Annotated in this window: 19 protein-coding genes; 13 read left to right on the top strand and 6 right to left on the bottom strand. The window is 71.1% G+C overall.

Annotation, left to right across the window (positions count from 1 at the left end; all coding sequences use genetic code 11):
- The first annotated feature begins 67 nt into the window (after nt 1-67).
- From BLV39_RS31930 to BLV39_RS31910, 5 genes are all read left to right on the top strand, one after another.
- Nucleotides 68-1,519, top strand: coding sequence for an FAD-linked oxidase C-terminal domain-containing protein (locus BLV39_RS31930; RefSeq protein ID WP_090800334.1), 1,452 nt, complete (start codon nt 68-70; stop codon nt 1,517-1,519).
- On the top strand, nt 1,519-2,622 hold the full coding sequence (locus BLV39_RS43760) for an FAD-binding oxidoreductase (protein WP_090800333.1): 1,104 nt from the start codon (nt 1,519-1,521) through the stop codon (nt 2,620-2,622). Before BLV39_RS31930 ends, BLV39_RS43760 begins: the two co-directional genes overlap by 1 nt.
- Complete coding sequence (locus tag BLV39_RS31920) at nt 2,622-3,899, top strand: (Fe-S)-binding protein (protein ID WP_090800332.1); 1,278 nt, start codon at nt 2,622-2,624, stop codon at nt 3,897-3,899. The genes BLV39_RS43760 and BLV39_RS31920 overlap by 1 nt, the downstream gene beginning before the upstream one ends.
- Nucleotides 3,896-5,470: a malate synthase A gene (aceB, locus tag BLV39_RS31915; RefSeq protein WP_090800331.1), complete on the top strand. Its 1,575-nt coding sequence runs from the start codon at nt 3,896-3,898 to the stop codon at nt 5,468-5,470. The genes BLV39_RS31920 and aceB overlap by 4 nt, the downstream gene beginning before the upstream one ends.
- Nucleotides 5,471-5,544: 74 nt before the next feature.
- Nucleotides 5,545-5,751 carry a hypothetical protein gene (locus tag BLV39_RS31910; RefSeq protein ID WP_090800330.1) on the top strand — a complete coding sequence of 69 codons (207 nt, stop codon included), beginning with the start codon at nt 5,545-5,547 and terminating at the stop codon, nt 5,749-5,751.
- Here BLV39_RS31910 and BLV39_RS31905 read toward each other — a convergent pair.
- Nucleotides 5,708-5,989, bottom strand: a complete 282-nt coding sequence (locus BLV39_RS31905; protein ID WP_090800329.1) for a hypothetical protein — start codon at nt 5,987-5,989, stop codon at nt 5,708-5,710. The two genes, BLV39_RS31910 and BLV39_RS31905, sit on opposite strands and share 44 nt — an antisense overlap.
- A gap of 255 nt (nt 5,990-6,244) precedes the next feature.
- Nucleotides 6,245-7,687: a serine/threonine-protein kinase gene (locus BLV39_RS31900; protein ID WP_090800895.1), complete on the bottom strand. Its 1,443-nt coding sequence runs from the start codon at nt 7,685-7,687 to the stop codon at nt 6,245-6,247.
- 230 nt (nt 7,688-7,917) lie between these two features.
- On the opposite strand from BLV39_RS31900, the gene BLV39_RS31895 reads away from it, so the two are divergent.
- The 6 genes from BLV39_RS31895 (at nt 7,918) to BLV39_RS31870 (ending at nt 15,397) form a co-directional block, all read left to right on the top strand.
- Complete coding sequence (locus BLV39_RS31895) at nt 7,918-9,792, top strand: M6 family metalloprotease domain-containing protein (RefSeq protein WP_090800328.1); 1,875 nt, start codon at nt 7,918-7,920, stop codon at nt 9,790-9,792.
- Nucleotides 9,793-9,909: 117 nt separating this feature from the next.
- Complete coding sequence (locus BLV39_RS31890; RefSeq protein ID WP_090800327.1) at nt 9,910-10,395, top strand: hypothetical protein; 486 nt, start codon at nt 9,910-9,912, stop codon at nt 10,393-10,395.
- Between the two features lie 67 nt (nt 10,396-10,462).
- Nucleotides 10,463-11,152 carry a CPBP family intramembrane glutamic endopeptidase gene (locus BLV39_RS31885; protein WP_239083877.1) on the top strand — a complete coding sequence of 230 codons (690 nt, stop codon included), beginning with the start codon at nt 10,463-10,465 and terminating at the stop codon, nt 11,150-11,152.
- 88 nt (nt 11,153-11,240) lie between these two features.
- The gene (locus tag BLV39_RS31880; protein WP_090800325.1) at nt 11,241-13,184 is read left to right on the top strand and encodes a hypothetical protein; all 1,944 of its coding nucleotides are present in this window, start codon (nt 11,241-11,243) and stop codon (nt 13,182-13,184) included.
- Between the two features lie 52 nt (nt 13,185-13,236).
- On the top strand, nt 13,237-14,853 hold the full coding sequence (gene ppgK / locus BLV39_RS43755; protein WP_204082878.1) for a polyphosphate--glucose phosphotransferase: 1,617 nt from the start codon (nt 13,237-13,239) through the stop codon (nt 14,851-14,853).
- A 214-nt stretch (nt 14,854-15,067) separates the two neighbouring features.
- Complete coding sequence (locus BLV39_RS31870) at nt 15,068-15,397, top strand: STAS domain-containing protein (RefSeq protein ID WP_090800324.1); 330 nt, start codon at nt 15,068-15,070, stop codon at nt 15,395-15,397.
- 122 nt (nt 15,398-15,519) lie between these two features.
- Here the strand turns inward: BLV39_RS31870 and BLV39_RS42575 are convergent, their stop codons facing one another.
- Entirely contained in the window at nt 15,520-16,110 is a 591-nt protein-coding gene (locus tag BLV39_RS42575) for a hypothetical protein (RefSeq protein WP_143049972.1), read from the bottom strand.
- A 1,956-nt stretch (nt 16,111-18,066) separates the two neighbouring features.
- Here BLV39_RS42575 and BLV39_RS31860 point away from each other — a divergent pair.
- The gene (locus BLV39_RS31860; protein ID WP_090800322.1) at nt 18,067-18,378 is read left to right on the top strand and encodes a hypothetical protein; all 312 of its coding nucleotides are present in this window, start codon (nt 18,067-18,069) and stop codon (nt 18,376-18,378) included.
- 55 nt (nt 18,379-18,433) lie between these two features.
- Here BLV39_RS31860 and BLV39_RS42570 read toward each other — a convergent pair whose 3' ends face one another.
- Complete coding sequence (locus BLV39_RS42570; RefSeq protein ID WP_373315404.1) at nt 18,434-19,360, bottom strand: hypothetical protein; 927 nt, start codon at nt 19,358-19,360, stop codon at nt 18,434-18,436.
- A 625-nt stretch (nt 19,361-19,985) separates the two neighbouring features.
- Between BLV39_RS42570 and BLV39_RS31840 the strand changes: the two genes are divergently transcribed.
- Complete coding sequence (locus BLV39_RS31840) at nt 19,986-20,531, top strand: hypothetical protein (protein ID WP_143049970.1); 546 nt, start codon at nt 19,986-19,988, stop codon at nt 20,529-20,531.
- A gap of 471 nt (nt 20,532-21,002) precedes the next feature.
- Here the strand turns inward: BLV39_RS31840 and BLV39_RS31835 are convergent, their stop codons facing one another.
- The gene (locus BLV39_RS31835) at nt 21,003-22,391 is read right to left on the bottom strand and encodes a pentapeptide repeat-containing protein (RefSeq protein WP_143049969.1); all 1,389 of its coding nucleotides are present in this window, start codon (nt 22,389-22,391) and stop codon (nt 21,003-21,005) included.
- Nucleotides 22,392-22,415: 24 nt separating this feature from the next.
- Nucleotides 22,416-23,606 carry a low temperature requirement protein A gene (locus tag BLV39_RS31830; RefSeq protein WP_239083876.1) on the bottom strand — a complete coding sequence of 397 codons (1,191 nt, stop codon included), beginning with the start codon at nt 23,604-23,606 and terminating at the stop codon, nt 22,416-22,418.
- Nucleotides 23,607-23,637 lie beyond the last annotated feature (31 nt).

Raw genomic sequence — 23,637 nt, 5'->3', positions numbered from 1 at the left:
AGACATTCATAATCGTGTATGAAAGCGGTCAAGGCAACAAGCGCGGTGCGGGCGTAAGGTCAAGGGGATGGACGGGCGTGAACTGGTCGAGCGGCTCCGCCGGGTGGTCGGCGACCGTTGGCTGCTGCTCGACGAACATGATCTGCGCACCTACGAGTCCGACGGACTTCTGCAATATCAGCAGGTCCCGCGCCTGGCGGTGCTGCCCGGCACCGCTGACGAGGTGCGCGAGTGCGTCGCCGCGTGCGCGCAGGCCGACGTCCCCTGGGTGGCCCGCGGCGCGGGCTCCGGCCTTTCCGGTGGTGCGCTGCCGGTCAAGGACGGCGTGCTGATCGTGCTGTCCCGGCTCACCCGCATCCTCGAGGTCGACCTCGACAACGGGCGTGTCTGCGTCGAGCCGGGCGTCACCAACGCGGCCGTCTCCACCGCCGTCGCGCCGGACTTCTTCTACCCGCCCGACCCGTCCAGCCAGATCGTCTGCACGATCGGCGGCAACGTCGCGGAGAACTCGGGTGGCGCGCACTGCTTCAAGTACGGCTTCACCACCAACTACGTGACCGGGCTCGAGGTGGTGCTGCCCGACGGCGAGCTGGTCACCATCGGGGGCAAGGAGCTCGACACGCCCGGGTACGACCTGCTCGGCGCGTTCGTCGGCTCCGAGGGCACGCTCGGGGTGGCCACGAAGATCTGGCTGCGGGTGGTGCCGGTGCCGGAGGCGACCCGCACCCTGGTCGCGTTCTTCGACTCGACCCGGCAGGCGGGGGAGGCGGTCTCGGCGATCGTCCAGGCCGGCATCGTGCCCGGCGCGATCGAGATGATGGACGCCACCACGATCAAGGCGACCGAGGCGATGGCCCACGCCGGCTACCCGGTCGGCCGTGGCGCGGCGCTGCTGGTCGAGCTCGACGGCGCCGAGGCCGAGTGCGACGCGCAGTTCACGGAGGTCACCAGAATCTGCGCCGACCAGGGCTCCGACGACGTGCGGGTCAGCCGCGACGAGGCCGAACGCGCGCTGTTCTGGAAGACCCGCAAGGCGGCGTTCCCCGCGATGGGCCGGATCTCGCCCAACTACTTCGTGCAGGACGGCGTCGTGCCCCGCACCACCCTGCCCGACGTGCTGGTCCGGATCGACGAGCTGGCCGCCGAATACGGGCTGACCGTGGCCAACGTCTTCCACGCCGGCGACGGCAACCTGCACCCGCTGGTCTGCTTCGACGCCGCCGTCGAGGGGCAGGCCGCGCGGGCGGAGGAGCTGGCCGGCCGGATCCTCGACGTGTGTCTGGAGGCCGGCGGGTCGATCACCGGCGAGCACGGCGTCGGCGTCGACAAGCGCAAGCACATGGCCAAGATGTTCGCCGAGGACGACCTGGCCGCGTTCCAGCGACTGCGCTGCGCCTTCGACCCCGACGGCCGCGCCAACCCCGGCAAGGTGATGCCGACACCCCGACTCTGCGGCGAGGTGCCGGGGGTCTACCGGCAGCACCCCCTGGAAGCGGCCGGCCTGGCGGAACGGTTCTGATGACGACGATCAGCCCAGGCAGCGATGAGGAAGCGGCGGCCGCACTCAAAGAGCTCCAAGGCGCCACGGTACGGCCGTCCGGCAACGGTAGTCGCGCCGAGTGGGGCGGGAAGGACAGCGACAAAGCCGTAACCGTCCACACCGGAGGGTTGAACCGGATCGTCGCGCACAATCCCGGCGACTTCACCGCGATCGTCCAGGCCGGCGTCCCGCTGGCCGACCTGCAGCGACACCTCGCCCGTGAGGGGCAGTGGCTGGCGCTGGACCCGCCCGACCGGGGCGGCACCGTCGGCGGCCTGGTCGCCACCGCCGACTCGGGTCCGGCCCGCCACCGCTACGGCGGGGTCCGCGACCTGGTCATCGGCATCACCGTGGTGCTCTCCGACGGCTCGGTGGCCCGCTCCGGGGGCACGGTCATCAAGAACGTCGCCGGGTACGACCTCGGCAAGCTGTTCGCCGGCTCGTACGGCACGCTCGGCCTCGTCACCCAGGTCGCCCTCCGCCTGCACCCGCTGCCCGCCGGCACCGCCACCCTGGTCGCGAGCACGGCAGACCCCGCCGCGCTGAGCAGAGCGGTGTTGGCCATGTCCCGCCACCCGCTTGAGGCGATGTCCCTCGACGTCTCCTGGCGCGAAGACGCGGGCCGCCTGCTGGTCCGCTTCGGTGGGGTCACCGCGGCCGAACGCGCCGGCCATGCGGCGAAGCTCCTCCAGGACGTGGACACCGACGTCGTACTCGACGACGAGTCGATCTGGGCGGCCCAGCGCGCCGCCCAACGCGGCGCAGCCGTGGTCAAGGTGTCCGCGCTGCCCACGGACCTATCGGCGGTGATCGCCGCGGCCGGCGACGCCACCGTGATCTCCCGGGCCGCTCTCGGCGTCTCCTGGCTGTCCTTCCCGCCCGGCGACAATCTCGCGGAACGGGTCGAGGCGGCCCGAAAGGCCCTGGAGCCCCGGAAGACCGCGGTGCTCGACGGCGCCCGCCTGGTCGACGCGCCCTGGCCGGTGGCGGACCCGGGCACCCTGGCCCTGATGCGCCGGGTGAAGGCCCGCTTCGACCCGACGGGAACGTTCCGGCCAGGCACGTACGTGGGAGGCATCTGATGAGCGACACCGCGTGGGACGAGCGACGCCCGCCGGACCCGGAGCTCATCAAGGACTGTGTCCACTGTGGCTTCTGTCTGCCGACCTGCCCGAGCTACGTGGTGTTCGAGAACGAGATGGACTCGCCGCGCGGCCGGATCCTGCTGATGCGGGTGGGCCACGAGGACCCGTTGTCAGCGTCCATGGTGGAGCATTTCGACCGCTGCCTGGGCTGCATGGCCTGCGTGACCGCGTGCCCGTCGGGTGTCCAGTACGACCGGCTGATCGAGCAGGTACGTCCGCAGATCGAACGCAGCCCGCTGCGGTCGCGCTCCGAGCGCCTGCACCGCGCCGCCATCTTCGCCCTGTTCACCCACCCGGCCCGGTTGCGCGCGATGGTGCCGGCGATCGCCGCCCAGGGCCGGCTGGGGCTCGCGAGGATGTTCGGCGACCGCGCTCTGCGTACAAGGATCGGCGCGCTGCTGTCCCTCGCACCCAAGGTGCCCGTCCGGGCCGCGACCCAGCGGCTCGCGATGGTGACCCCGGCGGCGCAGGGCGTCGAGCAGCGCGGTCGGGTGGCGTTCATGCAGGGCTGCATCCAGCGGGTGCTGTACGGCGACGTGAACGCCGCGACCGTGCGCGTCCTGGCTGCCGAGGGTTGGGAGGTGCACGCGCCCCGCAAGCCGCGCTGCTGCGGCGCGCTGCAACTGCACTCGGGCCTCGAACCCGAGTCGCTCGCGCTGGCCCGGCAGACGATCGCCGCCTACGAGGGCTTCGACGCGATCGCCGTCAACGTGGCCGGCTGCGGCTCGGCGATGAAGGACTACGGACACCTGCTCGCCGACGACCCGGCGTGGGCCGATCGAGCGAAGGCGTTCTCGGCCAAGGTGCGCGACGTACACGAGCTGCTCGACGCCTATCCGGCCCAGGCCACCCGGCACCCGGTGAGCCTGAAGCTGGCGTACCACGACGCCTGCCACCTCGCGCACGCCCAGGGTGTGCGGATCCCGCCGCGGGCGCTGCTGCGCGGCATACCCGGCATCACCCTGGTCGAACCGCGGGAGTGGGAGCTGTGCTGCGGCTCGGCCGGCATCTACAACCTGCTCCAGCCGGACGCGGCGGCGAAGCTCGGCAAGCGCAAGGCCGACAACCTGGCCGACACGGGCGCCGACGCGATCGCGGCCGCCAACCCCGGGTGTGCGTTGCAGATCACCGCCCATCTCGGGCGCGACCGGGCCGTTCCGATCTACCATCCGATGACCCTGTTGGACGCTTCCATCCGAGGAGTCGCGCCATGACGCTGCGCGCTGTCGACCACCCCGACCTGAGCGAGCGCGGCCGCGCCGAGATCCTCTCCGCCGAGGCGCTGGACTTTCTCGGCGCGCTGCACGACCGCTTCGACGCCCGCCGGCGTGAGCTGGTCGCGGCGCGGCGGTCCCGGCCCGCGCCGGCCGACTTCGTGGCGGAGACCGCCGACGTGCGCAGCGGCGACTGGCGAGTGGTGCCGCCGCGGCCGGACTACGCCGACCGCCGGGTCGAGATCACCGGGCCGACCGACCGCAAGCTGGTGATCAACGCGCTCAACTCGGGCGCCAAGGGCTTCATGGCCGACTTCGAGGACGCCAACAGCCCGACCTGGAGCAACCAGGTCGAGGGGCAGGCCAACCTGGTCGACGCGGTCCGCGGCACGATCACCTACGAATCGTCCGACGGCCGGCACTACGCACTGCGCGAGCGGACCGCGACCTTGATGATCCGGCCCCGCGGCTGGCACCTGCCGGAGAAGCACCTGGTGAGTGCGGACGGCACGACGGCGTCCGGCTCGCTGGTCGACTTCGGGCTCTTCGCCTTCCACAACGCGCAGGCGCTGCTCGACCGGGGCAAGGCGCCCTACCTCTACCTGCCCAAGATGGAGCACCACCTCGAGGCCCGGCTGTGGAACGAGGTGTTCGTGTTCACCCAGGAGGCGCTGGGCCTGCCGCACGGCACTTTCCGCGCCACGGTGCTGATCGAGACGCTGCCGGCCGCGTTCCAGATGGAGGAGATCCTCTTCGAGCTGCGCGACCACTCGTACGGGCTCAACGCGGGCCGCTGGGACTACATCTTCTCGATGATCAAGTCCTATCGGGACAACCCGGCGTTCGTCCTGCCCGACCGCCTCTCGGTGACGATGACGGCGCCGTTCATGCGCGCGTACACGGAGCTGCTCGTGGCCACCTGCCACCGGCGCGGCGCGTTCGCGATGGGCGGCATGGCGGCGCTGATCCCGTCGCGCACCGACGCGGCGGCCAACGAGCGCGCGATCGACGCGGTCCGGGCCGACAAGCGGCGCGAGGCCGGCGCCGGGTTCGACGGCACGTGGGTCGCCCACCCCGACCTCGTGCCGGTCGCGACCGCGGAGTTCGACGCCGTGCTGGGGGAGCGCGCGAACCAGATCGACCGGCAGCGCGACGACGTCACCGCCAAGGCCGGCGACCTGCTCGACGCCGCCGCGACGCCCGGTGCGATCACCGAGGCCGGGCTGCGCAACGACGTCAGCGTCGGCTTCCGCTACATCTCGTTCTGGCTCTCGGGTCGCGGCGCGGCCGGCATCAACAACATGATGGAGGACGCGGCCACCGCCGAGATCGCCCGCAGCCAACTCTGGCAGTGGATCCGGCACGGCGTCACCCTCGACGACGGCCGGCAGGTCACCCGGGAGCTGGTCGCCGCGGTCCTCGACGAGGAGATGGCGACGATCCGGGCCGAGGTCGGCGACGACGTCTGGCACAAGGGTCGCCCGGACGAGACCAGGGCCGTGTTCACCGCGGTCACCCTCGGCGACACGATGCCGGAGTTCTTAACTATCGACGCATACGAGATTCTTTAGGGTTTGCCGCACGGCACAGATCGGGTATCAGGCCACACCCGCGCTTCGCGGGTTCAGTGGACCTGGGAGGAACTGTGCGCACCACGGGAATCGGTGGGTTGATAGTCGTGATCTGGCTGATCGTCGGCGCGATCGCGGCTGGACAGCGCGGCTACTTCAGTAACGACGACACGAACTGCGCCGAGGCCGGCAATACGGTCGTGACGATCATCGCCGGCCCGCTCAACTACTTCGGCGTCAACCCGAAGGTCGACTGCGACCTTCCGCAGCCGTCGAAGTAGTAACCGGCTCGGCCCAGCGGATCGCCGGACGCGTCCAGTCCGCGCCGACCGTGACGCCGCGCAGATAGGTGTCGACCAGGTGTGCCTCGTCGCACAGGCGCACCGGGTCGACTCGGCCCGACGACCGTCTCCGGTCGTAGAGCCGGCCCAGCACCAGCACGTCGAGCTCGTCGGCGGGCACGGCCCGGCTGCACCGGCAGATGTACCGCCGGAGACCTCGGATCGTCTCGGCGGTCATGTCGGCGCCACAGGTGCCGCAGTGGACAAGGCCATTAAGGAGCCCGCGGGCAACCGCGGGCTCCTGAGCATTTTCGGTTCCCATTGGTCACCAGGTTATTCACCTGGTGACCCCCGTCACAGTAGGACGCCGCACCGGTGCCACTCCGGCGCCCGATCGCGTCCGCTCGGCCCATCGCGTACGCCGATCAAACGATCCCAATCGGGTGCCTGACCAGGCGCAACTTGCAGATCGCGAATGCCGTGTGCGGCTTGCTCAGGCGCCGCCGCCGACCGGGCCGGTCGGGTCGACGGTCGGGTCCGGCGGGTCCACCGGCGGCTGCGACGTCGGCGGGTCCTCGGTCGGCTCGTCGTCCGGCGGCGCGGTGGCCGTCGCGGGCGGCTTGGTGGTCGCCGGCGGGTTGTTGTTGCGCGGTGAGTTGGTGTTGCGCGGCTTCGTCGGCGAGACCCCGGTGGGCTTGCTGGTCACCGTCGGGTCGACGATGCTCGGTTCGACGGACACCTCGGCCGGCTGCGTCGGCGCCGTGCCGCCGTCCTTCTTGTTGTCGCCCAAGTTGGCCAGCGCGACCGCCATGACCACTGCGGCCACGCCGATCAGCGCCGTCGTGATGATGCTGGCCCGCTGGGTCGCGCTGAGCCGCTTGCGCGGAGGTCCGCCGGGGCCGGGTGCGCCGGCGAAGCCGCCCGGTGCGGTGCCCGTCCGGCTGCCGGTCGTCCGGGGGTCGCTGCCGGCGAACGTGTCGCCGGGCCCGCGGCCGACCGCTGCCGCGCCGGGCGCGTACCCCGGCCTCGGGCGGGTCGTCGCCGGGCCGCCGGCCAGCAGCGCCGTCGCGCCCGCGCGGGTCAGTGCGGTCGCGGTGTCGGAGGCTCGCGTCCCCATCGCGGCCTCGGCGATCTGCGCCATGGCCGCGGCGTTCTTGAACCGGTCCTCGGGGTCCTTGGCCATCGCGGTCGCGATCACCGTGCGCACCGCCTGCGGCACCTCTTCCGGCAGCGGCGGCGGTTCCTCGTCGAGGTGAGACAGGGCGATGGTCAGCGCGTTGTCGCCCATGAACGGCGGGTGCCCGGACAGGCAGTGGTACGCGACCGCGCCGAGCGCGTAGATGTCGGTGGCCGGGGTGATCGCCCGCTTGGCGACCTGCTCCGGCGCCATGTAGAGCGCGGTGCCGACGAGCTCGTTGACCCCGGTCAGCTCGGCGGCCTCGGCTGAGCGCGCGACACCGAAGTCGACCAGCACGACCTGGCCGTCGGGGCGGACGATCAGGTTGCCGGGCTTGACGTCACGGTGGACGACACCGGCGTCGTGCGCGGCCTGCAGGGCGTGCGCGGTCTGGGCCACGATGGCCATCGTCTCGGCGGGGCTGAGCCGCTCGGCCGTCTTGATCCGCTGGGCGAGGGACTCGCCGTCGACGAAGCCCATGACCAGGTAGACGACGGTCTTGCCGTCGGGGTCGGTGTCCTCGCCGAAGTCGTAGACGTCGACCACGCCAGGGTGCCGGAGGGTGGCCATGGTGCGCGCCTCGCCGCGGAAGCGGGCGCTGAAGCCGGGGTCGCCGACAGCACGGGGGTGCAGGACCTTGACTGCGACGGTGCGGCCGAGCACCTCGTCGCGGGCGCGCCAGACCTCCCCCATGCCACCACTGGCGATGGGCTCGTCCAGCCGGTAGCGCCCGCCAAGCGCATCTCCGGGATTGAGCATCATGCCTCCGTACCCCGTGTTGCGAGGTGTTACGCCCCGCTAGGGCAAGCCTGTGCCCTCCCCCCGCGCAACCTTAGCGGCCCGGGCCTGATGGACGCGGGGCGCGGGGGTCCGTCCAAACGGGCAGCGTCGCCCGACCGAGCGGTGTCACGATCGATGTCCGATCCGTGACTGCCGTCACGTCCGCGCCCGACTAGCGTCGGTCCGTCCACAGGCGAAGGCGGTGTCCGGTGAGTGCGATCTTCGGTGAGACCCTGCGGTTCCAGCAGCGGGAGGGCGACGACGTCGCGCTGGTCGTGCTGGGTGACGAGATGTACGCGCGGTACGAGACCCCGGAGGGCTACACCGCCGTCTACGACCACCAGGCCGGCGCCTACTGCTACGCCGACGTCGACGCGGGCAGCTTCGCCTCGACCGGCCGGCGGGTCGACGCCGGACCACCACCGAGCGGCGTCCAGCGGCACCTGCACGAGGCGACGGCCGTTCGTAACGGTCGGGTAAAGGCTCGGCACGAGGCCATGGTGCCTCCGGGGGAGGTGGCCGGCGGGCGGGAGAAGTTCCTGACCTTCGGCCCGAGCGGCGGGTTGCTGCCCGGACGGCGGCTCAGTTCCGGCACCGTGACCGGTCTGACCATTCTGGTGGACTTTCCGGACACCCCGGCCGCGGTGGGCACGTCGGAGGTCGACGGCCTGCTCAACGGGTCCGGCTACACGGGCGGCGGCAACGCGGGCTCGGTGCGCGGCTACTTCCAGACCATGTCGACCGGCCGGCTCGACTTCGGCAACGTGGTCGTCGGCCCGTTCCGGATGAGCCGCCCCCGGCTCGCCTACGCCAACACCGAGGGGCTGCTGGTCCCGGAGGCGATCCAGCTCGCCGTCGACGCGGGGGTCGACCTGTCCCGGTTCGACTCGTGCGACGAGGGCATCGTCGACTCGCTGTGCATCATGTACGCGGGCCAGACGGAATACAAAGGCGACCTGTGGCCGCACAACTTCGTGCACCGCAAGGAATACAACGGTGTGCGCACCGAGCTTTACATCGTCACCAGCGCCGGGCGGCGGGCCGAGGACCTGAGCATCGGCACGTTCTGCCACGAGGCGGGGCACATGCTCTGTCGCTTCCCGGACCTCTACGACTACGGGCTCGCCGAGCGCGAGGGCGACGACTTCAAGAGCGCCGGCGTCGGCATGTACTGCGTGATGGGCGCCGGCAACCACCTCGACCGGGGCAAGACGCCGGCGCCGATCAGCTCCTACCTGCGGCACCTGGTCGGCTGGACGGGCACCGAGGTCGACCTCAACGCGGGCGGCCGGTTCGAGGCCAAGCAGGGTGACTACGACACCGTGCTGCGCTACAAGACCGACCTCGACAACGAGTACTTCCTGGTGGAGAACCGGTCGCGCGCCGGCTTCGACCAGCATCTGCCGTCCAGCGGGCTGGCCGTCTACCACTGCGACATTCGGGGCTCCAACGAGTTCCAGCAGGGCACCCGCGAACAGCACTACCAGTGCGCGGTGCTCCAGGCCGACGGCCACCTCGACCTGGAGGCCAACGCCAACCAGGGTGACGGCGGCGACCTGTTCGGCCGGGTCGAGGGCACCGCGGTCTCGCACGGCACCCGGCCCGCGACCCGGCGCTGGGACGGAAGCGAGTCGGGCCTGACCATCTCGGACGTGAGCGCTCCCGGCGAGGTGATCTCGTTCCTGGTCGGCGAGGTCGGTGACTCCGGCTCCACGGTCGTGGGCAAGTCCGAGCCGAGGGTGTCCATCCCCGATGGCGATGCCAACGGGGTCGCCGACACGATCACCTTCGACTCGCCGGGCACGGTGCGCGCGATGACCTTCGAGGCGGACATCACCCATCCGTTCTCGGGCGACCTGCGGATCGTGCTGCTCTCGCCGACCGGTCGCCGGGCCGTGCTGCACGACCGCATCCGCACCGGGCGCAACCTGCACCTGGAGCTCGACAGCGAGCCGCCGTCGGCGCTGGCGCCGATGGTCGGCCAGCCGGTCGCGGGCCCTTGGTTGCTCCGGGTCACCGATGCGTCACAGGACGACGCGGGCACGCTCGACCGCTGGCGGATCGAGATCACGGTCGGCACGTAGCTGGTTCGGCACGTAGCTGGTCCGGATTTGCCAGGAAGTTCATAGGCGGTCCTCATATTTTCCTCAGGGCGATGACGCAGAGTGCTCCAGGTCCCCTAACGGCTTGGAGAGAAACTCATGCGACGACCGAAGAAGATCGCGCTGGTCGGTGCCGGTGCTGCCGGTCTGCTGGCGGTCGGGATCAGCGTCCCGGCCTTCGCGGCGGCCAATGACAGCCCGTCACCGGCGCCGTCTACGTCTTCGTCGGCCCCGGCTCACAAGGACTCGAGCAAGGACTGGCAGGACAAGGCGAAGCAGGCACGCGCGGACCGGCAGGAGAAGCTGGCCGCGGCCCTGGCCAAGGAGCTCGGCATCGATCAGAAGAAGGTGTCGGACGCCCTGACCAAGGTCCAGAAGGACCTCGCCTCCGACGCCAAGTCGGAGCACGCCGACCAGCTGAAGGATAGGCTCGCGAAGGCGGTCAAGGACGGCAAGCTGACCCAGGCTCAGGCCGACGCGATCATCGCGGCCGCCGAGAAGGGCGTGTTCCCCGGTGGCGGCGCTGCCGGCTGGGGCGGCGGGCATGGCTTCCGCGGTGGCCCGGGTGGCCACGACTGGAAGTAGCTAGTACCCGTCCCTTGGGACGCCGAACCCGCGCGCGACCTGTGCCAACCCCCCGACACTGGTCTGCGTGCGGGTTCGGTGGTTGTTGGTGGCGGTGGTCGCGGTGCTGGTCGTCGCGAACTACCTCAACAACGTCGCGCTCCGCTGGGCGTACCCGTGGATCTCGGTCGTCGAAGTCCTGGTGTTGCTCGGGCTGGCTCGGGCCGCCGGACTGACCGCTTTTGATCTTGGTTTGGGAAGGTCGACCTGGCGGCGCGGTCTGCGCTGGGCCGGTGTCCTTGCCCTGCTGGTGCTGGTCGCCTACCTCGTCGCGCTGGCCCTGCCGGCGGGGCGGGAGACATTCCTCGACCAGCGCACCCGCCTCGGCCCCGGTGGAGCGCTGTTCGCCGCGTTCGTGAGCGTGCCGGTGGGCACGGTGCTGCTCGAGGAGGTCGCCTTCCGCGGCGTGGTCTGGGGTTTGGTCGCGCGCCTGCGGGGACCGATGTGGGCGACGGCGGTTTCGTCCCTTCTGTTCGGTCTCTGGCACGTGCTGCCCTCGCTGGGGCTCGGCAGAAACAACCAGATGGTCGGTTCGGTGTACGGGTCGGCCGCCGGCGCCGTGACGGTGTCGGCCGTGCTCGCCACCGCGCTCGCCGGGGTCGTGCTGGCGGAGTTGCGCCGGCGTTCCGGGAGCCTGCTCGCGCCCGTCGGGCTGCACTGGGCCACGAACGCCCTGGGCTATCTGATCGGTGCGGCGATCTGGACCGTTTCCGGTTAATTCAGATTCACATTTGGTACGAAGAAGTGTGGGCGATCGCCTGGTGCGCTGGGGGCTCCCACGAGCCGCCAATGCCGTGCCCTTGCTGATGGAGTTCATCGTCGTCGCTGTGGCGACGGTGCTGTCCATTCGCCTCGCCCTGTTCATCACGGGCTATCCCCAACTCGGTGGCAACGGCCTGCACATCGCGCACGTCCTCTGGGGCGGCCTGGCGCTGGCGGTCGGCGTGATGGGGCTCCTGTCGTTCAACGGGAGGGTGATCAGACCCGTCGGCGCCTTCATTGCCGGCGTCGGCTTCGGGCTCTTCATCGACGAGGTCGGCAAGTTCCTGACCAGCAACAACGACTACTTCTTCACTCCGAGCATCGCGATCATGTACGTGGTGATCGTGTTGCTGGTGCTGACGATCCACGCCGTGCACGGGCGGCGGCCGCTGAGCCCACGTGAGCTGTACGCGGCCGCGCTGACCTCCGCGGCGGCCGGCGTGACCAACGGTATGACCGACCACTCGCGGCAGATGGCGCTGCGCCGGATCAACGCGGCCGGCGACCTGCCGGGCGCCACGGCCGCGGCCGCCCTGGTGCAGCAGATCCCGCGTGGGCGTGACGAGAGGTACGACGTGAGCCAGGCGGGGTCGCGCGTGGCCGCCCGGATCGCCAAGGTGTTGCGCACCCGGCCCGCGATGATCACGACCATCGTGCTGCTGCTGATCCAGGCCGTGTCGACGCTCGCCATCGCGCTGCTGATCCTGTCGACGTTCCTCGCGCGGGAGGCCGGCGCCAACGCCGTGCTCGTGTTCGACGACCCGGTCCCGACCGCGATCGGCGGTGCCAGCTCGATCATCGCGGCTGCCTGCGTGGTGTACGGCCTGGTGCGGCTGCGGCAGGGGCGACGGGTGACCGGTTTCCGGTGGATGCAGCGCGCGGTCCTGATCGACCTGCTGCTGACCCGGGTGTTCGAGTTCGCCACGTACCAGTTCGCGGCCATCCCGGCCCTGGTGCTCGACCTGCTGCTGCTCGCGGCGCTGGAGTTCGCCATTCGCGACGCCGTCCGCGCCGAGGCGGCGGTCGACGACGCCACGGCCGAGTCCGAGGAGGCCGGGCGCTGGTCGCCTTCGCCCGCGCGCAGCGCGGCGACCGCCGGTGTGGCGGCCGGGCTCGGCGCGGCGACCGGGCCTGCTCCGACTCGCTCATGGTCCGGTGGCGGCTCTCCGGCGCTCGCCGGCGCCGCCTCGCTCGACGCCGGGCCGGGGGCTGTTCCCTCGGGTGCCGACGATCTCGGGCCGGGCGTGTACCCCGGGCCGGTGGTCGCGTCGTCCGGACCCGCGCCCGGGTACGCCATGCCGATCGCGGCACCCTCGCCGGTGGGTCCGCCGGCCGGGGTCGTGGCGGAGCCGTCGCCGGCGGGCCGGCCGCTGCCGGCCGAGCCGCCCTCGCTCGGTGGGCCGGCGTCGCCGCCGGTCGTGCTGCCGGGTGCGCCCGCGGTGGGTGGTCCGGGTCCGTACTTCGCGTCCCTTCCGGTCGCCTCGGCCTCGGCCGGGCAGTCCGATGTCGGGTACGCGTTGGGCGGGGCCACCGCCTTTGCCCGGGCGGGCGGGTCGGCGGGACCTGACCCGGTCAAGACCTCGTCCAGGCCCGGCGGCTGCCACTCGCACGGTGGGGTGATCGGGGGAGCGATGGCGGCCGGTTGCGGTGCGTTCGCGGGTGGCCTGGTGGCGGGGGTGTCGACCCGCTCCGCTGCGGCATTGGGCGGCACGGACACGGGCGCCGACGCGGGCGAGATCGTCGGCGAGGTGCTGGACGACTCGCGCTCTGGCGACCACGACGTCGTACCCACGCTCGGTCCTTTGGGTGCTGCGGAGCCGGATGACGAGGCTGGGCGGTCCCCGAAGAGTGTCGGTGGGCAGCCGCCGGCGGCCGTGTGGGTCGGCAGCCGACACGCCAACGCCGGGGAGAAGCGTTACGCGGGCGGGCGTACGCCCAAATCCACTGTGGAAGACAAGCCGAAGGTGACCCCGCCTCCTTTGTCCTAAAGGTTTTTCGCGTTGCGCTGCGCGCCAAACGCCTCGGACGTAACGTGAGTTCATGGCGGTTATCGGCATTGACATCGGCGGCTCGGGCATCAAGGGCGCGCTGGTCGACATGAGGCGTGGCGAGCTGACCGGTGAACGCTTCCGGGTGGATACGCCGCAGCCTTCCAACGTGAAGAGTGTCGTCGCGGCGGTCGGCGAGGTGGTTCGCCACTTCAAGACCCGGCCACAGCGCGTCGGCATCACTTTCCCAGGCGTGATCCAGAACGGTGTCGTCCGCACCGCGGCCAACGTCGACAAGTCGTGGATGAACACCGAGGGGGCCAAGCTCTTCTCGCAGGAGCTGCACGCCCCCGTCGCGCTCATCAACGACGCCGACGCCGCCGGCATGGCGGAGATGGAGTTCGGTGCGGGCAAGGGCCGCAAGGGCAAGGTCGTGATGCTGACCTTCGGCACCGGCATCGGCAGCGCCGTCTTCATGGACGGCATGCTCATGCCCAACACCGAGTTCGGCCACATCAAGATGCACGGCGTCGACGCGGAGAAGCGCGCGGCGGCCCGGGTGCGCCAGGACGAGGACCTCGGCTGGGGTGCGTGGTCCAAGCGGGTCCGCAAGTACCTCCAGCATCTCGAGCAGCTCCTCAGCCCCGACCTGTTCATCGTCGGTGGCGGGGTGAGCCGCAAGTCCGACAGCTTCCTGGACCGGCTCGACATCGAGACCGAGGTCGTACCGGCGATGCTGCTCAACAATGCCGGCATCATCGGCGCGGTGCTCGCGTCGCCGCAGGCCCGCGACGGGCGCTCGGTGACCAGCGCCGGTGGCGCCCGGAAGACGGCGTCGACCGCCCGCAAGACGGCTTCGGCCGGTGGCACGCGCAAGGCGTCTGCCGCGGGCAAGTCGACCTCGGCCGGTGGCACGCGCAAGGCGTCGACGGCACGCAAGGCCGCGTCTGGCCCGAGCGGTGCCCGCAAGGCGACCAAGTCGGCCACGCCGCGCAAGGCCACCAAGGCCTCGACGGCGCGCAAGTCCGCGGCGGCGAGCAAGTCGACGACGGCTCGTAAGTCGACGACGGCCCGGAAGTCCGCTGCGGCGAGCAAGTCCGCTGCGGCGGGCAAGTCGACGACGGCTCGTAAGTCCACGACGGCGCGCAAGTCCACGACCGCCCGCAAGTCCACGACCGCGCGTAAGGCGACCACGGCGAGCAAGGCGGCGACGCCGAGCAAGTCGACGGCGGCCAAGGCGACGACGGCGCGGAAGACGACTGGTCGCAAGGCCACGACGGCGCGTACGTCGACGGCGGGCCGCAAGGCCACGACCGCGCGGAAGTCGACGACGGCGCGCAAGGCACCGGCCACGCGCAAGTCGACGACGGCCCGGAAGTCGACCGCGCCCCGCAAGGCATCCACGGGTCCGGCCCGCCGGTCCGGCACCGCGCGCAAGGCCAGCACGGCCCGCGCCGGCGCCGCCCGCAAGTCGAGCACGGCGCGCAAGTCGACCACGGGCCGCAAGTCCACATCGGCGGCGCGCAGGTCCACCTCGGCGGCGCGTAGGTCTACCTCTGCGGTGCGGAAGACGACGAGTGCGGCTCGGCGGACGAGCTCGACGGCGCGGGCGACCAGCCCGATCCGCAAGTCGGCCGCCCGGAAGAGTGCGTCGCGGTCCAGCCGCTAGCTGTTCTGGTGGCGCCGGGGTGTGGGTTTCGACCGACACCCCGGCGCCAATCGGTCCACCCGAAATGCGGACGGGACGTGTCCTGAATTGACAAGACCGGTGACCGGTACGGGCGGACGGTGCGGCGGGGACGGCGACCGCGTAACCTGCTGATAACGGAGGTCGTACCCGGGGCGCCAGGGCTTCGGATGGGCTATATCCTTGCTAGGTGGCAATGATTGAGGACGCCTCCGTCACATTGACGGTCAGCCGGGTCGACCGCCCGGATGTGGTGGTGTTGCGCCTGGCCGGGGAGCTCGACCTGAGCACAGCCCCGCACCTCAGCGAACGCATCGACGAGGTGATCGGCGACGGGCTCACCCGACTCGTCATCGATCTTCACGAGGTGACCTTCTGTGACTCGACCGGAATGTCAGCCTTCATCCGCGGCCACCACCTGAGCTCCGCCGCCGGCGGCTCCCTGCGCCTCACCGGAGCCCGTGGCGTCGTCGCCCGGGTACTCAAGATCAGTGGTCTGGACACCCTCCTGAGCGACGACACCTGACGTCGCGGATGACACGCCCGAGCACGGGCCAATGTGGATTTAATTCCGCAAAACGCCCCGAAACGAGGTAATGCCTCGGGAGGATGGCCGGGAGGGGAAACGACTGGCTGCTTGGGGGCGAGCTAATGGTGGACTTCTCCATCGTCGAATCCGGGTACGACCGCGACGAGGTCGAAAGTTGCCTCATGGACCTGGGCGAGCAGCTCGCCAGCGCGACCGCGCAGGCTGAGAGCGCCGCCACCATGCGGGTGGAGCTCGGGATGGTCCGCGCCGAGGCCGAGCGCCTGCACGAGATGCTGCGGGCGCGCCCCGCCGTCTACCGCAACACGCACCGGGTGCAGCAGATGGTCGCCCTGGCCGAGGAAGAGGCCGCCGAGATCATCTCCGAGGCCCGCGAGGTGCTGGCCAAGGCCCGGGAGGACGCGCAGCGCATCCGCGCCGAGGCGTACAACGACGCCGTCAAGGCCCGCCGCGACTTCGAGCTGGCCCTGGCCGCCCGCCGCCGCCGTGAGGACTCCGCGGACGCGGTCCTCTCCACGATCTCGTTCGAGCCCGCCACGCCCGCCTCCGTCGTGACCGCCGGCCAGGGTCCGGCCCCCGCGAGCGCGAAGTCGGCAAGCGGCCGGGCAACCGGGTCGGTCGCTGTGGCGAAGGCTGCTGCCGGTGCCACGGCTGCGGCCGTTCCGCAGCGCAACGACGGCGGCCGGCTTCATGACTCCAGCCCGGCCGCGGTCAAGGGCAACTCGGCCGCGGCCCGCCACGATGCTGCACCTGCCGGGCGTCCGTCCCCGACGCCGGTCAACGGCGAGATGGCCCCCGTAATCGACGCCGCCCCCGCAGAGCCGCCCTCGAAGCCAGGCAAGGGCGGCCTGTTCGGCAAGACCGGCCTCCTGGGCAAGGGCCGAGCCAAGGGCGCGTCGACCAAGAACGCCAAGTCGGACCGCTCGGCAGCAAAGAGCGCCGCCGACGCCCCGCCGGCAGCCAGCGAACCTGCCGCCGCCCCGAAGGCGACGGGCCGGGCCGGCGTTCCTGGTAGCGCGGCCGCCGGCCGAGATGGGGCAGCCCGTCCTGCCGTCAGCACTGGCTCTGAGAAGGCCCCGGCTTCCGGCTCGGCAGCGCCAATCGGGACCGCGCCCGCGGGCGCTGGCTCTGCGAAGCCACCGGCGCCTCCGAGCGGGCAGGCCGGCTCGAACGCTCCCGTTGGCTCTGGCTCTGGCTCCGGCTCTGGCTCTGGCACTGGCTCTGCGAAGGCGCCGGCGGGCCCGAGCGGGCAGGCCGGCTCGAACGCTCCGGTTGGCTCCGGCTCCGGCTCTGGCGCTGGTCCTGCGAAGGCGCCGGCGGGCCCGAGCGGGCAGGCCGGCTCGAAGGCTCCCGTTGGCTCCGGCTCGGCCAAGGCGCCCGCAGCCGGCTCGGCCGCGGCGGCTTCGAGCGGGCCGGCGGGTTCAAGCGTGAGTGGGTCTGCTCCTGCCGCCAGCCCTGGCGCAGGGAAGACCCGGGCCTCCGGCTCCGCGGCCCCCAACGGGCAGACGGGTTCAAACGGGAATGCTCCGGCAAGCCCTGGTGCGGCGAAGACCCCGGCAGCATCGACCGGGCAGGCGGGTTCCAACGGGACCGCGCCCATCGGCTCCGGCGCGGCGAAGGCCCCGCCAGCTGGCTCGGCGGGGCCGGCTTCGGCCGGGCAGGCGGGTTCGGCCGGCAACGGGTCCGCTCCCGCTGTCAGTCCTGCGTCGGGCAAGACACCGGCGCCTGGGTCCGCGGCGAGCGGGCCGGTGGGTTCGAACGGCAATGGTTCCGTCCCCGCAGTCAGTCCCGCTTCGGGCAAGGCCGCAGCGGCTGGCGCGGCGGCGAGTGGGCCGGCGGCCTCGAGCCGCAATGGTTCTGCTCCTGCTGTCAGCTCTGGTTCGGGGAAGGCCCCGGCGGCCGGGTCGGCCGCGGCAGGGCAGCCGGGTTCGAACGGGAACGGCGCAGCCCCCGCCGTCAGCCCCTCGTCTGGGAAGGCGCCGGCGGCTGGCTCCGCCGCGGCGACATCCAGCGGGCAGGCGGGGTCGAACGGCTACGTGGGCCAGCCCGCTTCGAGCGGCAGCGCGTCGGTGCCTGCCGCTGGCGGCAGCACGGCGGCCGGTAACGGTGCTGCTGGCGCGAGCAGCGCGCCGGCGGCCGATAGTGGGAGCACCGGAGGTGCCTCGGCTGGCAGCGCCGCAACGGCCACGCAGGGCGGGTCCGCTGGGACTGGTCGGGCCGGCACGGGTCGGGCGCCTGCGGGCAGCGGCGGTGGTCGCTCCGCAACCTCGGGGCGCCCGGCCAACGGTGACGGGCGTAACGGCGCCGGTCGGCCTCCGCGCAGTGGTGGCGGACGGCCGTCCGAGAGCGGCGGGCGGCAGAGCGGCTCGGCGGGTGGCGGTCAGGGCGCCGCGGGTAACGGCGGCGCCAGTGGCAAGCCGGCCGGCGGTGGGTCCGACACCGGGAAGTCGGCGGAGAACGCTGATAACAGCCCCTCTGGCCATACGAGCGCACCACGAGCTTCGGAGCAACCGGTAAGAGACGGCAACCGACAGGGAAGCGCAACAAGCGGCGGCGCCGCTGGTAGGAACGATGACCCTCCAGGGCCGTCGGGGCTCTCCGCACAGGCTGATGTCGGCGACAACGGCCTGCGGCGTGCGGCGCCCGAGTTGGGTGGTGGCGGCTCGCTGCCCAAGCTGCGGTCCGGCGCTCCGGATGCGGAAGCGGGGGCGGCGGGGAGTGGCCTTCGGTCGAGCGCGCCGGGGGAGCCCAAGGCGCCGCGGTCGGCCGTACCCGGGAACGGATCTGATGCCGTCGACGACGCGCCTTCGGATGGCGCGGACAAGTCCGACAGCGCGGACGGCGATGCCGCGGACGGTGACGGCAAGGACGGCGACGGCAAGGACGGCGACGGCAAGGACGGCAAGGGCAAGCGCAAGTGGCCCCGGCTCCGTGGCGAGCGGACGGCCGTCATCCGTTGAGACGAAACGACCCGGGCGGCCCTGAGGCCGCCCGGGTCGTCTGCCCGTAGCTGAATCAGCTGAGCGCCTGCACCACCGCGGTGGCGTTGGCCTCGTGCTGGGCGTACGCGTCGGGGAACGCGGACACCTGCACCGCCTGGGCGGCACCGGCGATGGACATGTTCTGCCATCCGTACACCTGCTCAAGCGCGGCGAAGAACTTCGACGCCGAGATCGACGGCGTCATGAGCTCCTGGACCGTGCCCCAGCCGGTGCTGGTCCGCTGCTGGAACAGCCCGACCGAGTCATGGTCGTAACCAGTGCCTTCGTTCGGGAAGTTCAGCGACTCCGGCAGCCCGGTGTTGGCCAGGTTGAGGAGCCGGCTTTCCTGCATCGAGGTCGCGATCGCGACGATCAGACCCCGTTGCGGGATGCCCATGCTGACGCCGGTCTTGACGATCGTCGCAGCGTTGTTCATCTGCGCCTGCGTCAGGCCGGCCACCGGCGCGACAACGGTCGGCTTCGGCTTGGGCGTGGCGGCCCTCGTCGCGGTCGCCTTCGTGGTCGTGCGGGGGGTTGGCTTACGGGTGGGGGTGTTCGTCTTCGTCGGGGCCGGTCGCGCGGGGGTGGTGGCCGTCGACGTGGGGGTTGGGCTGGGGGACTGAGTGGGGGTGAGGGCTTCGCGGACGCTGGACCGGGACGCGCGTTGCTGCGCCTCGGTGACGTCGCGCTCCGCCGCCGCCTGCGCCGCCGCCTGCTCCGCCGCGGCCACCGAGGTGATGGCACGGGCCGGCTGGTTGGCGTCGCGGGTCTCGACCGCGGCTGCGAGGCCGAGGCAGCAGGCAAGGCCGGCTACCAGGCCGATGCGTGCGGCGGGGGTCTTGAATATGGGTTGAAGCCTGTTACGCAGCTTGGTCAGCTCATTCGACTCGACCTCTCGTCTGTGGCGCCCGGTTGACTGTTCGCCTGGGGCGACCTCAACCGAACGGCTAGTCGGGTGTATTCCGTCATGTCGATGTTTTCCGATTTCCTTGCGTGGCACCCGGAGAGGTTAGACGGGGCTCGCACCAGTTTGACCAGGCACTTTTGTGGCCTGCGCCACAGTTCGGCGGTCGGCACCTAGTCAGGCGGGACGACCGTGGGAGGGCTCGGGCCGGCAAGGTGCCATACCGTCTTGTCCGTTTAGTACATACACACGCGGACAAGCCGGGCAGTTCGGAAGCGTTCACCCGCAATCGGGGCCGAAGCCGCCGCCTCGGCCGAATGGGGGAGTAGCGGACGCCGTCGGTACGAGCTTGGGGTCGGCCCGCCGTATGGTCGTCGCCTGTTTGCCGCTCGCCGTTCACTCGCAGACCGGATTGGGGACTGAGCGTCTTTGCCCGTAATGAACGATGAGACCGTTAAGCAGATTTGGCGGTGTCTTGCCCGGGTCTGCGCTGCGGTCTTGCCCGCCGAAAGCTGGGCCTGCTGGGCATCGGGCGTGGCCCGATCGGTGGGCAATCTTAAGTGGAGTCTTGTCCCCGCAAGGGCTTAATGCCGGAAACCAGCAGTTTGCCGCGAAGTTCTGGTGTTCTGTGGCTACCGGTGACCGGCGGGGGTTGATGGCGATGATGCGCGGTTGGCGCGGCGTGGGGCTCTTGCGTGTGCGGCGAAGGGCCGGGCGGCCGCCGACCGGCGCACGTCCGCTGTCCCGCCGGCGCGCCCTGCTCGGCACGCCGCTGGCGCTGTTGTTCGTGCTGGCCGGTGCCGCGCCGGCGGCCGCGGACGCGACCGTCTTCGCGCCCAACGCGGTGCCCGGTCGTACGACCGTAATCGACGTGTGGTGCGGCGCCCGCGCGACCTCGGCCAGCGTCAACGTGGTGCCTTTCGGCGGGCCGCCGGAGCTGCCGCTGGCCCCGTACCCCGCCGGCGGACCGGGCGCTTTCCGCGTCTCCTACCTAGTCCCGGCCAATGCCACCCCAGGCCGTTACGACCTGGTCGCCGAGTGCAACGACGGGTTGGCCGGCGACGCCTCGCTGGTGGTCGGACTCCCGGCCGCCGATGACCAGAACCAACCCGAGGGCGGCCGCACCACGCTGGCTCTGCTGGCCTCGTTCGCGATCGTGGCCTCGCTCGTGGGGGGCGGCCTCGCTTTGGTGCGACGCTTCGGTCCCCGCTCGCGCCTGCGCAACTGACGCGAACCGTGCGCCGGTTCGCGATGACCGTGCGGTCCGCGGTAACCGGCTGGTTCGCGGTTACCGCGCCGGTTCGCGATGACCGCGCTGTTCGCGATGACCGCGCTGTTCGCGATGACCGCGCTGTTCGCGATGACCGCGCTGGTCCGCGGTTACCGCGCCGGTTCGCGATGACCGCGCTGTTCGCGATGACCGCCCGTTCGCGATGACCGCGCGGTCCCTGGTAACCGCGCCGGTTCGCGGTTACCGGTGGTGGCCCGGGTCGCGGCCGCCACCGACCTGCCCGTGGGCTGTCCCCGGCGGTCGCGGACACTCTCGGCGGCGCGGCCCGCGACCTCGGTGCCCGGCTCAAGGAACCGGCAGCGGACCCCGTGCGGTCCAGCGGTAACCGGGCGCTGGTCGCGAGCTCACGTCGGGGAGCCGTGATTGCCGCTGTGTGATTCGCAGCGGTGATCTGGGTGGTCGGCGTGGTTATGGGCGGTCGTCGACGAGGACGATCCAGTCGTCGTCCTCCTTTTCCGCGGTGGTGCCGGCTGGCCAGACGTGGGTTTGGTTGGCGGCGGCTCTGACGTGGTCGATGTTGGGGCGGCGGCGCATCGTCGCGCCGGCGAAGCTCGCGCGGGTGTGGAACTCGGCCCGGCCGAGGTTCACCGCGCCGTGGAACACGGCGTTCTCGAAGTAGGCGTCGCCCTCGAAGGCGGTCCACCGGAAGAACGCCATGTCTTCGAACGTCGCGGCGCGGAAGCCGGCATAGGCGGCGAAGGTCCCGCGCTCAATCGAGAATCCACTATGGAACGTGGCGTTGCGGAACGAGGCCGTATCGGTGAACGTGGCGCGGTCGAAGGTGACCGTCTTGTCGAACACGGTCTCACTGAACGACGCCGAGGCGAAGCGGGCACGCCTGGCGGAGACCTCTCCGCCGAACTGGGCGCGGTCGAAGGTCGCCTCCCCGCCGAAGACCGCGTCGTCCACGACGAACTCGCCCGACGTGGTGAGGCCGTCGAAGGCAGCAACGCCGAAAGTGGCGCGGGTCAGGGTCAATCGGCCCTCGGCGTGCACGCCGGTCAGGCGAGTGGTGCCGATGAGCCGGGCGCCGGTGAAGTCCGCGTCGATGAGAGTGCAGCCGCTCGCGTCGAAGTCGACCAGGCGGGTGCCGGCTAGGTCGAGGCGGACTTCAGGCCAGTAGCTGTCGGGTAGATCCGCGTGCAGGTGGCGGGTCAGCAGCCGCTGGGCGCTGCGGCGTACCTCGTCCTCATGGGTGGTGGTGGCGCCGTCGTCGTCGGGATCGCCCTCGTTCTCATCGCTCATGCGTAGGTAGGCGCAGACCACGGCGACCACGGTTTGGCGCTGGCCCGCGTTGTCCTGGGCGAGCCGCTCCAGCGCGTAGAGGCCACCGAGCCGCACCGCCGCCTTGTCGCTGCCCAGCAGGTCGACGGCCTTGGTGAACAGGTCGGTCACGCGACGCTGGGTCGCGTCGTAGTCCGCGATGCGGGTCTGCTCCTCCTGATGCTGCTGGGTGGTGGTGGCGACCTGCTCGGTGTGCGCCTGGATGCGTTCGCGGTGTGAATGGTCGCGGGTCGTGACGAACTCCTGATGGCGCTGGGCGCGCTCGCTCAACCACTGTCGGCGCGCGGCCAGCAGCAGGGCCAACCCGCCGCCCGTGCCTGCCACCACGGTCAGGCCGGTGCGGATCGCGTCGACGCGGAGCGTGGCGCGGGTGTCGACGCCGGTGGCCCGGTCGGCCTCGCCCAGCAGCCAGTCGAGAACCAACCAGCCCAGGGCGATGGCCAGCAGCACGCCGATGAGCACGTACCACCACGGCATCACACGAAGGTCGTCGGTGCGCTTGGGGTCTGCCACGGCGAAAAGCATGCCATCGATCGGTCAAGCGGGCGGGTCGGCCTGTGGATAACTCTCGCTTGTGGATAACGCCGACGCGCGGCGGGTGAGGACTACCGTTATCGCCACCTGAAGCGCGAACAGCCCCGCGATCACCTGGATCGAGGCTGGCACGAACGGTGCGATCAAGATCAGCACGACGCCGATCGGCGGCGTCAGGAGAAGGAGGCCACGCTCATGCGGGACATAGTGGAGAACCCATACGGACAGCGCGTAGATCGCGACCGGGATCGCGACCGCATAGCCCGCGGCGGTGTCGGAGATATGAGCCTCACCAGAGTGGTGTACGACGTTCACCACGACGCCGGCGCCGACCGCGGCGGCTGACGAGAAGATCAGGTAATGGCCGTAGCTCCAGACGAAGGCCCACTTGGGCTGTGGTCGCGTCTCGCGGTCGAAATAGATCCACCACATCGCGAAGACGATGATGATGCCCGCCGCCGCGAGCCAGATCAGGTCCGCGTTGGCGCCGCTGCCGAGCCCGTTCTCGAACGCCAGTGACGCGGCCAGCACCGACTCGCCCAGCACGATCAGGGTGAACAGGCCGTAGCGTTCGGCGATGTGGCCCGGATGCCAGGGGGTCATGCCTGTCCGCTCGGCCCACATCGGGATCAGCAGCTCGGCGATGACCAGGCCGAGGAAGGTCCAGTAGGCGGCGTCCCCGCTCGCGAGCAGGAGCAGCCACCAACCGATCTGCACGACGACCGTGCCGACCGCGTAGCGGATGGCCGCCTTGCGATGCGCCGGGTCCGAGACGGCGGCGCGGATCCACTGACCGACGTTGGCGAACCGCATCACCGAGTAGCCGACGGTGACGACCAGGAAGTCCTGGCTCTCGAAGGCGCGCGGCACACCGGCCGCGATGATCAGCGCACCCACGATCGCCACCAGCACGGTGAGGCGGTAGATGTCGTCGTCGGTGTCGTAGGCCGACGAGAACCAGGTGAAGTTCATCCAGGCCCACCAGATGGCGAAGAACACCATGGCGTACGAGCGGAGGCCATGACCGAAGTGGTGCTCGGCGACGTCGTGTTCGAGCAGCGTGGCCGCCTGGGCTACCGCCACCACGAAACACAGGTCGAAGAACAGCTCCAACGGCGTCGACGCACGGTGGGCCTCGGTCGTGGACCGGGACCGCATGGGCCTGTACCAGGTGCGGCGTGGGGCAGTTGTCACGCTGGCACCTTTTCACAGCGCACGGGGAAGA

The organism is Asanoa ishikariensis, assembly GCF_900107455.1.
In the GTDB taxonomy this organism is placed as follows: Bacteria; Actinomycetota; Actinomycetes; order Mycobacteriales; family Micromonosporaceae; genus Asanoa; species Asanoa ishikariensis.
Note: the sequence above shows the minus strand (reverse complement) of the source record. Positions and strands in the feature narration are given on the sequence as shown.

Coding starts and splice junctions, on each gene's coding strand:
- BLV39_RS31930 (WP_090800334.1), top strand. CDS start 68: ATGGACGGGCGTGAACTGGTCGAGCGGCTCCGCCGGGTGGTCGGCGAC.
- BLV39_RS31870 (WP_090800324.1), top strand. CDS start 15,068: ATGATTGAGGACGCCTCCGTCACATTGACGGTCAGCCGGGTCGACCGC.
- ppgK (WP_204082878.1), top strand. CDS start 13,237: ATGGCGGTTATCGGCATTGACATCGGCGGCTCGGGCATCAAGGGCGCG.
- BLV39_RS43760 (WP_090800333.1), top strand. CDS start 1,519: ATGACGACGATCAGCCCAGGCAGCGATGAGGAAGCGGCGGCCGCACTC.
- BLV39_RS31905 (WP_090800329.1), bottom strand. CDS start 5,989: ATGACCGCCGAGACGATCCGAGGTCTCCGGCGGTACATCTGCCGGTGC.
- BLV39_RS31900 (WP_090800895.1), bottom strand. CDS start 7,687: ATGCTCAATCCCGGAGATGCGCTTGGCGGGCGCTACCGGCTGGACGAG.
- BLV39_RS42575 (WP_143049972.1), bottom strand. CDS start 16,110: ATGAAGCCGGCCGCCGTCGTTGCGCTGCGGAACGGCCGCAGCCGTGGC.
- aceB (WP_090800331.1), top strand. CDS start 3,896: ATGACGCTGCGCGCTGTCGACCACCCCGACCTGAGCGAGCGCGGCCGC.
- BLV39_RS31920 (WP_090800332.1), top strand. CDS start 2,622: ATGAGCGACACCGCGTGGGACGAGCGACGCCCGCCGGACCCGGAGCTC.
- BLV39_RS31890 (WP_090800327.1), top strand. CDS start 9,910: ATGCGACGACCGAAGAAGATCGCGCTGGTCGGTGCCGGTGCTGCCGGT.
- BLV39_RS31880 (WP_090800325.1), top strand. CDS start 11,241: ATGGAGTTCATCGTCGTCGCTGTGGCGACGGTGCTGTCCATTCGCCTC.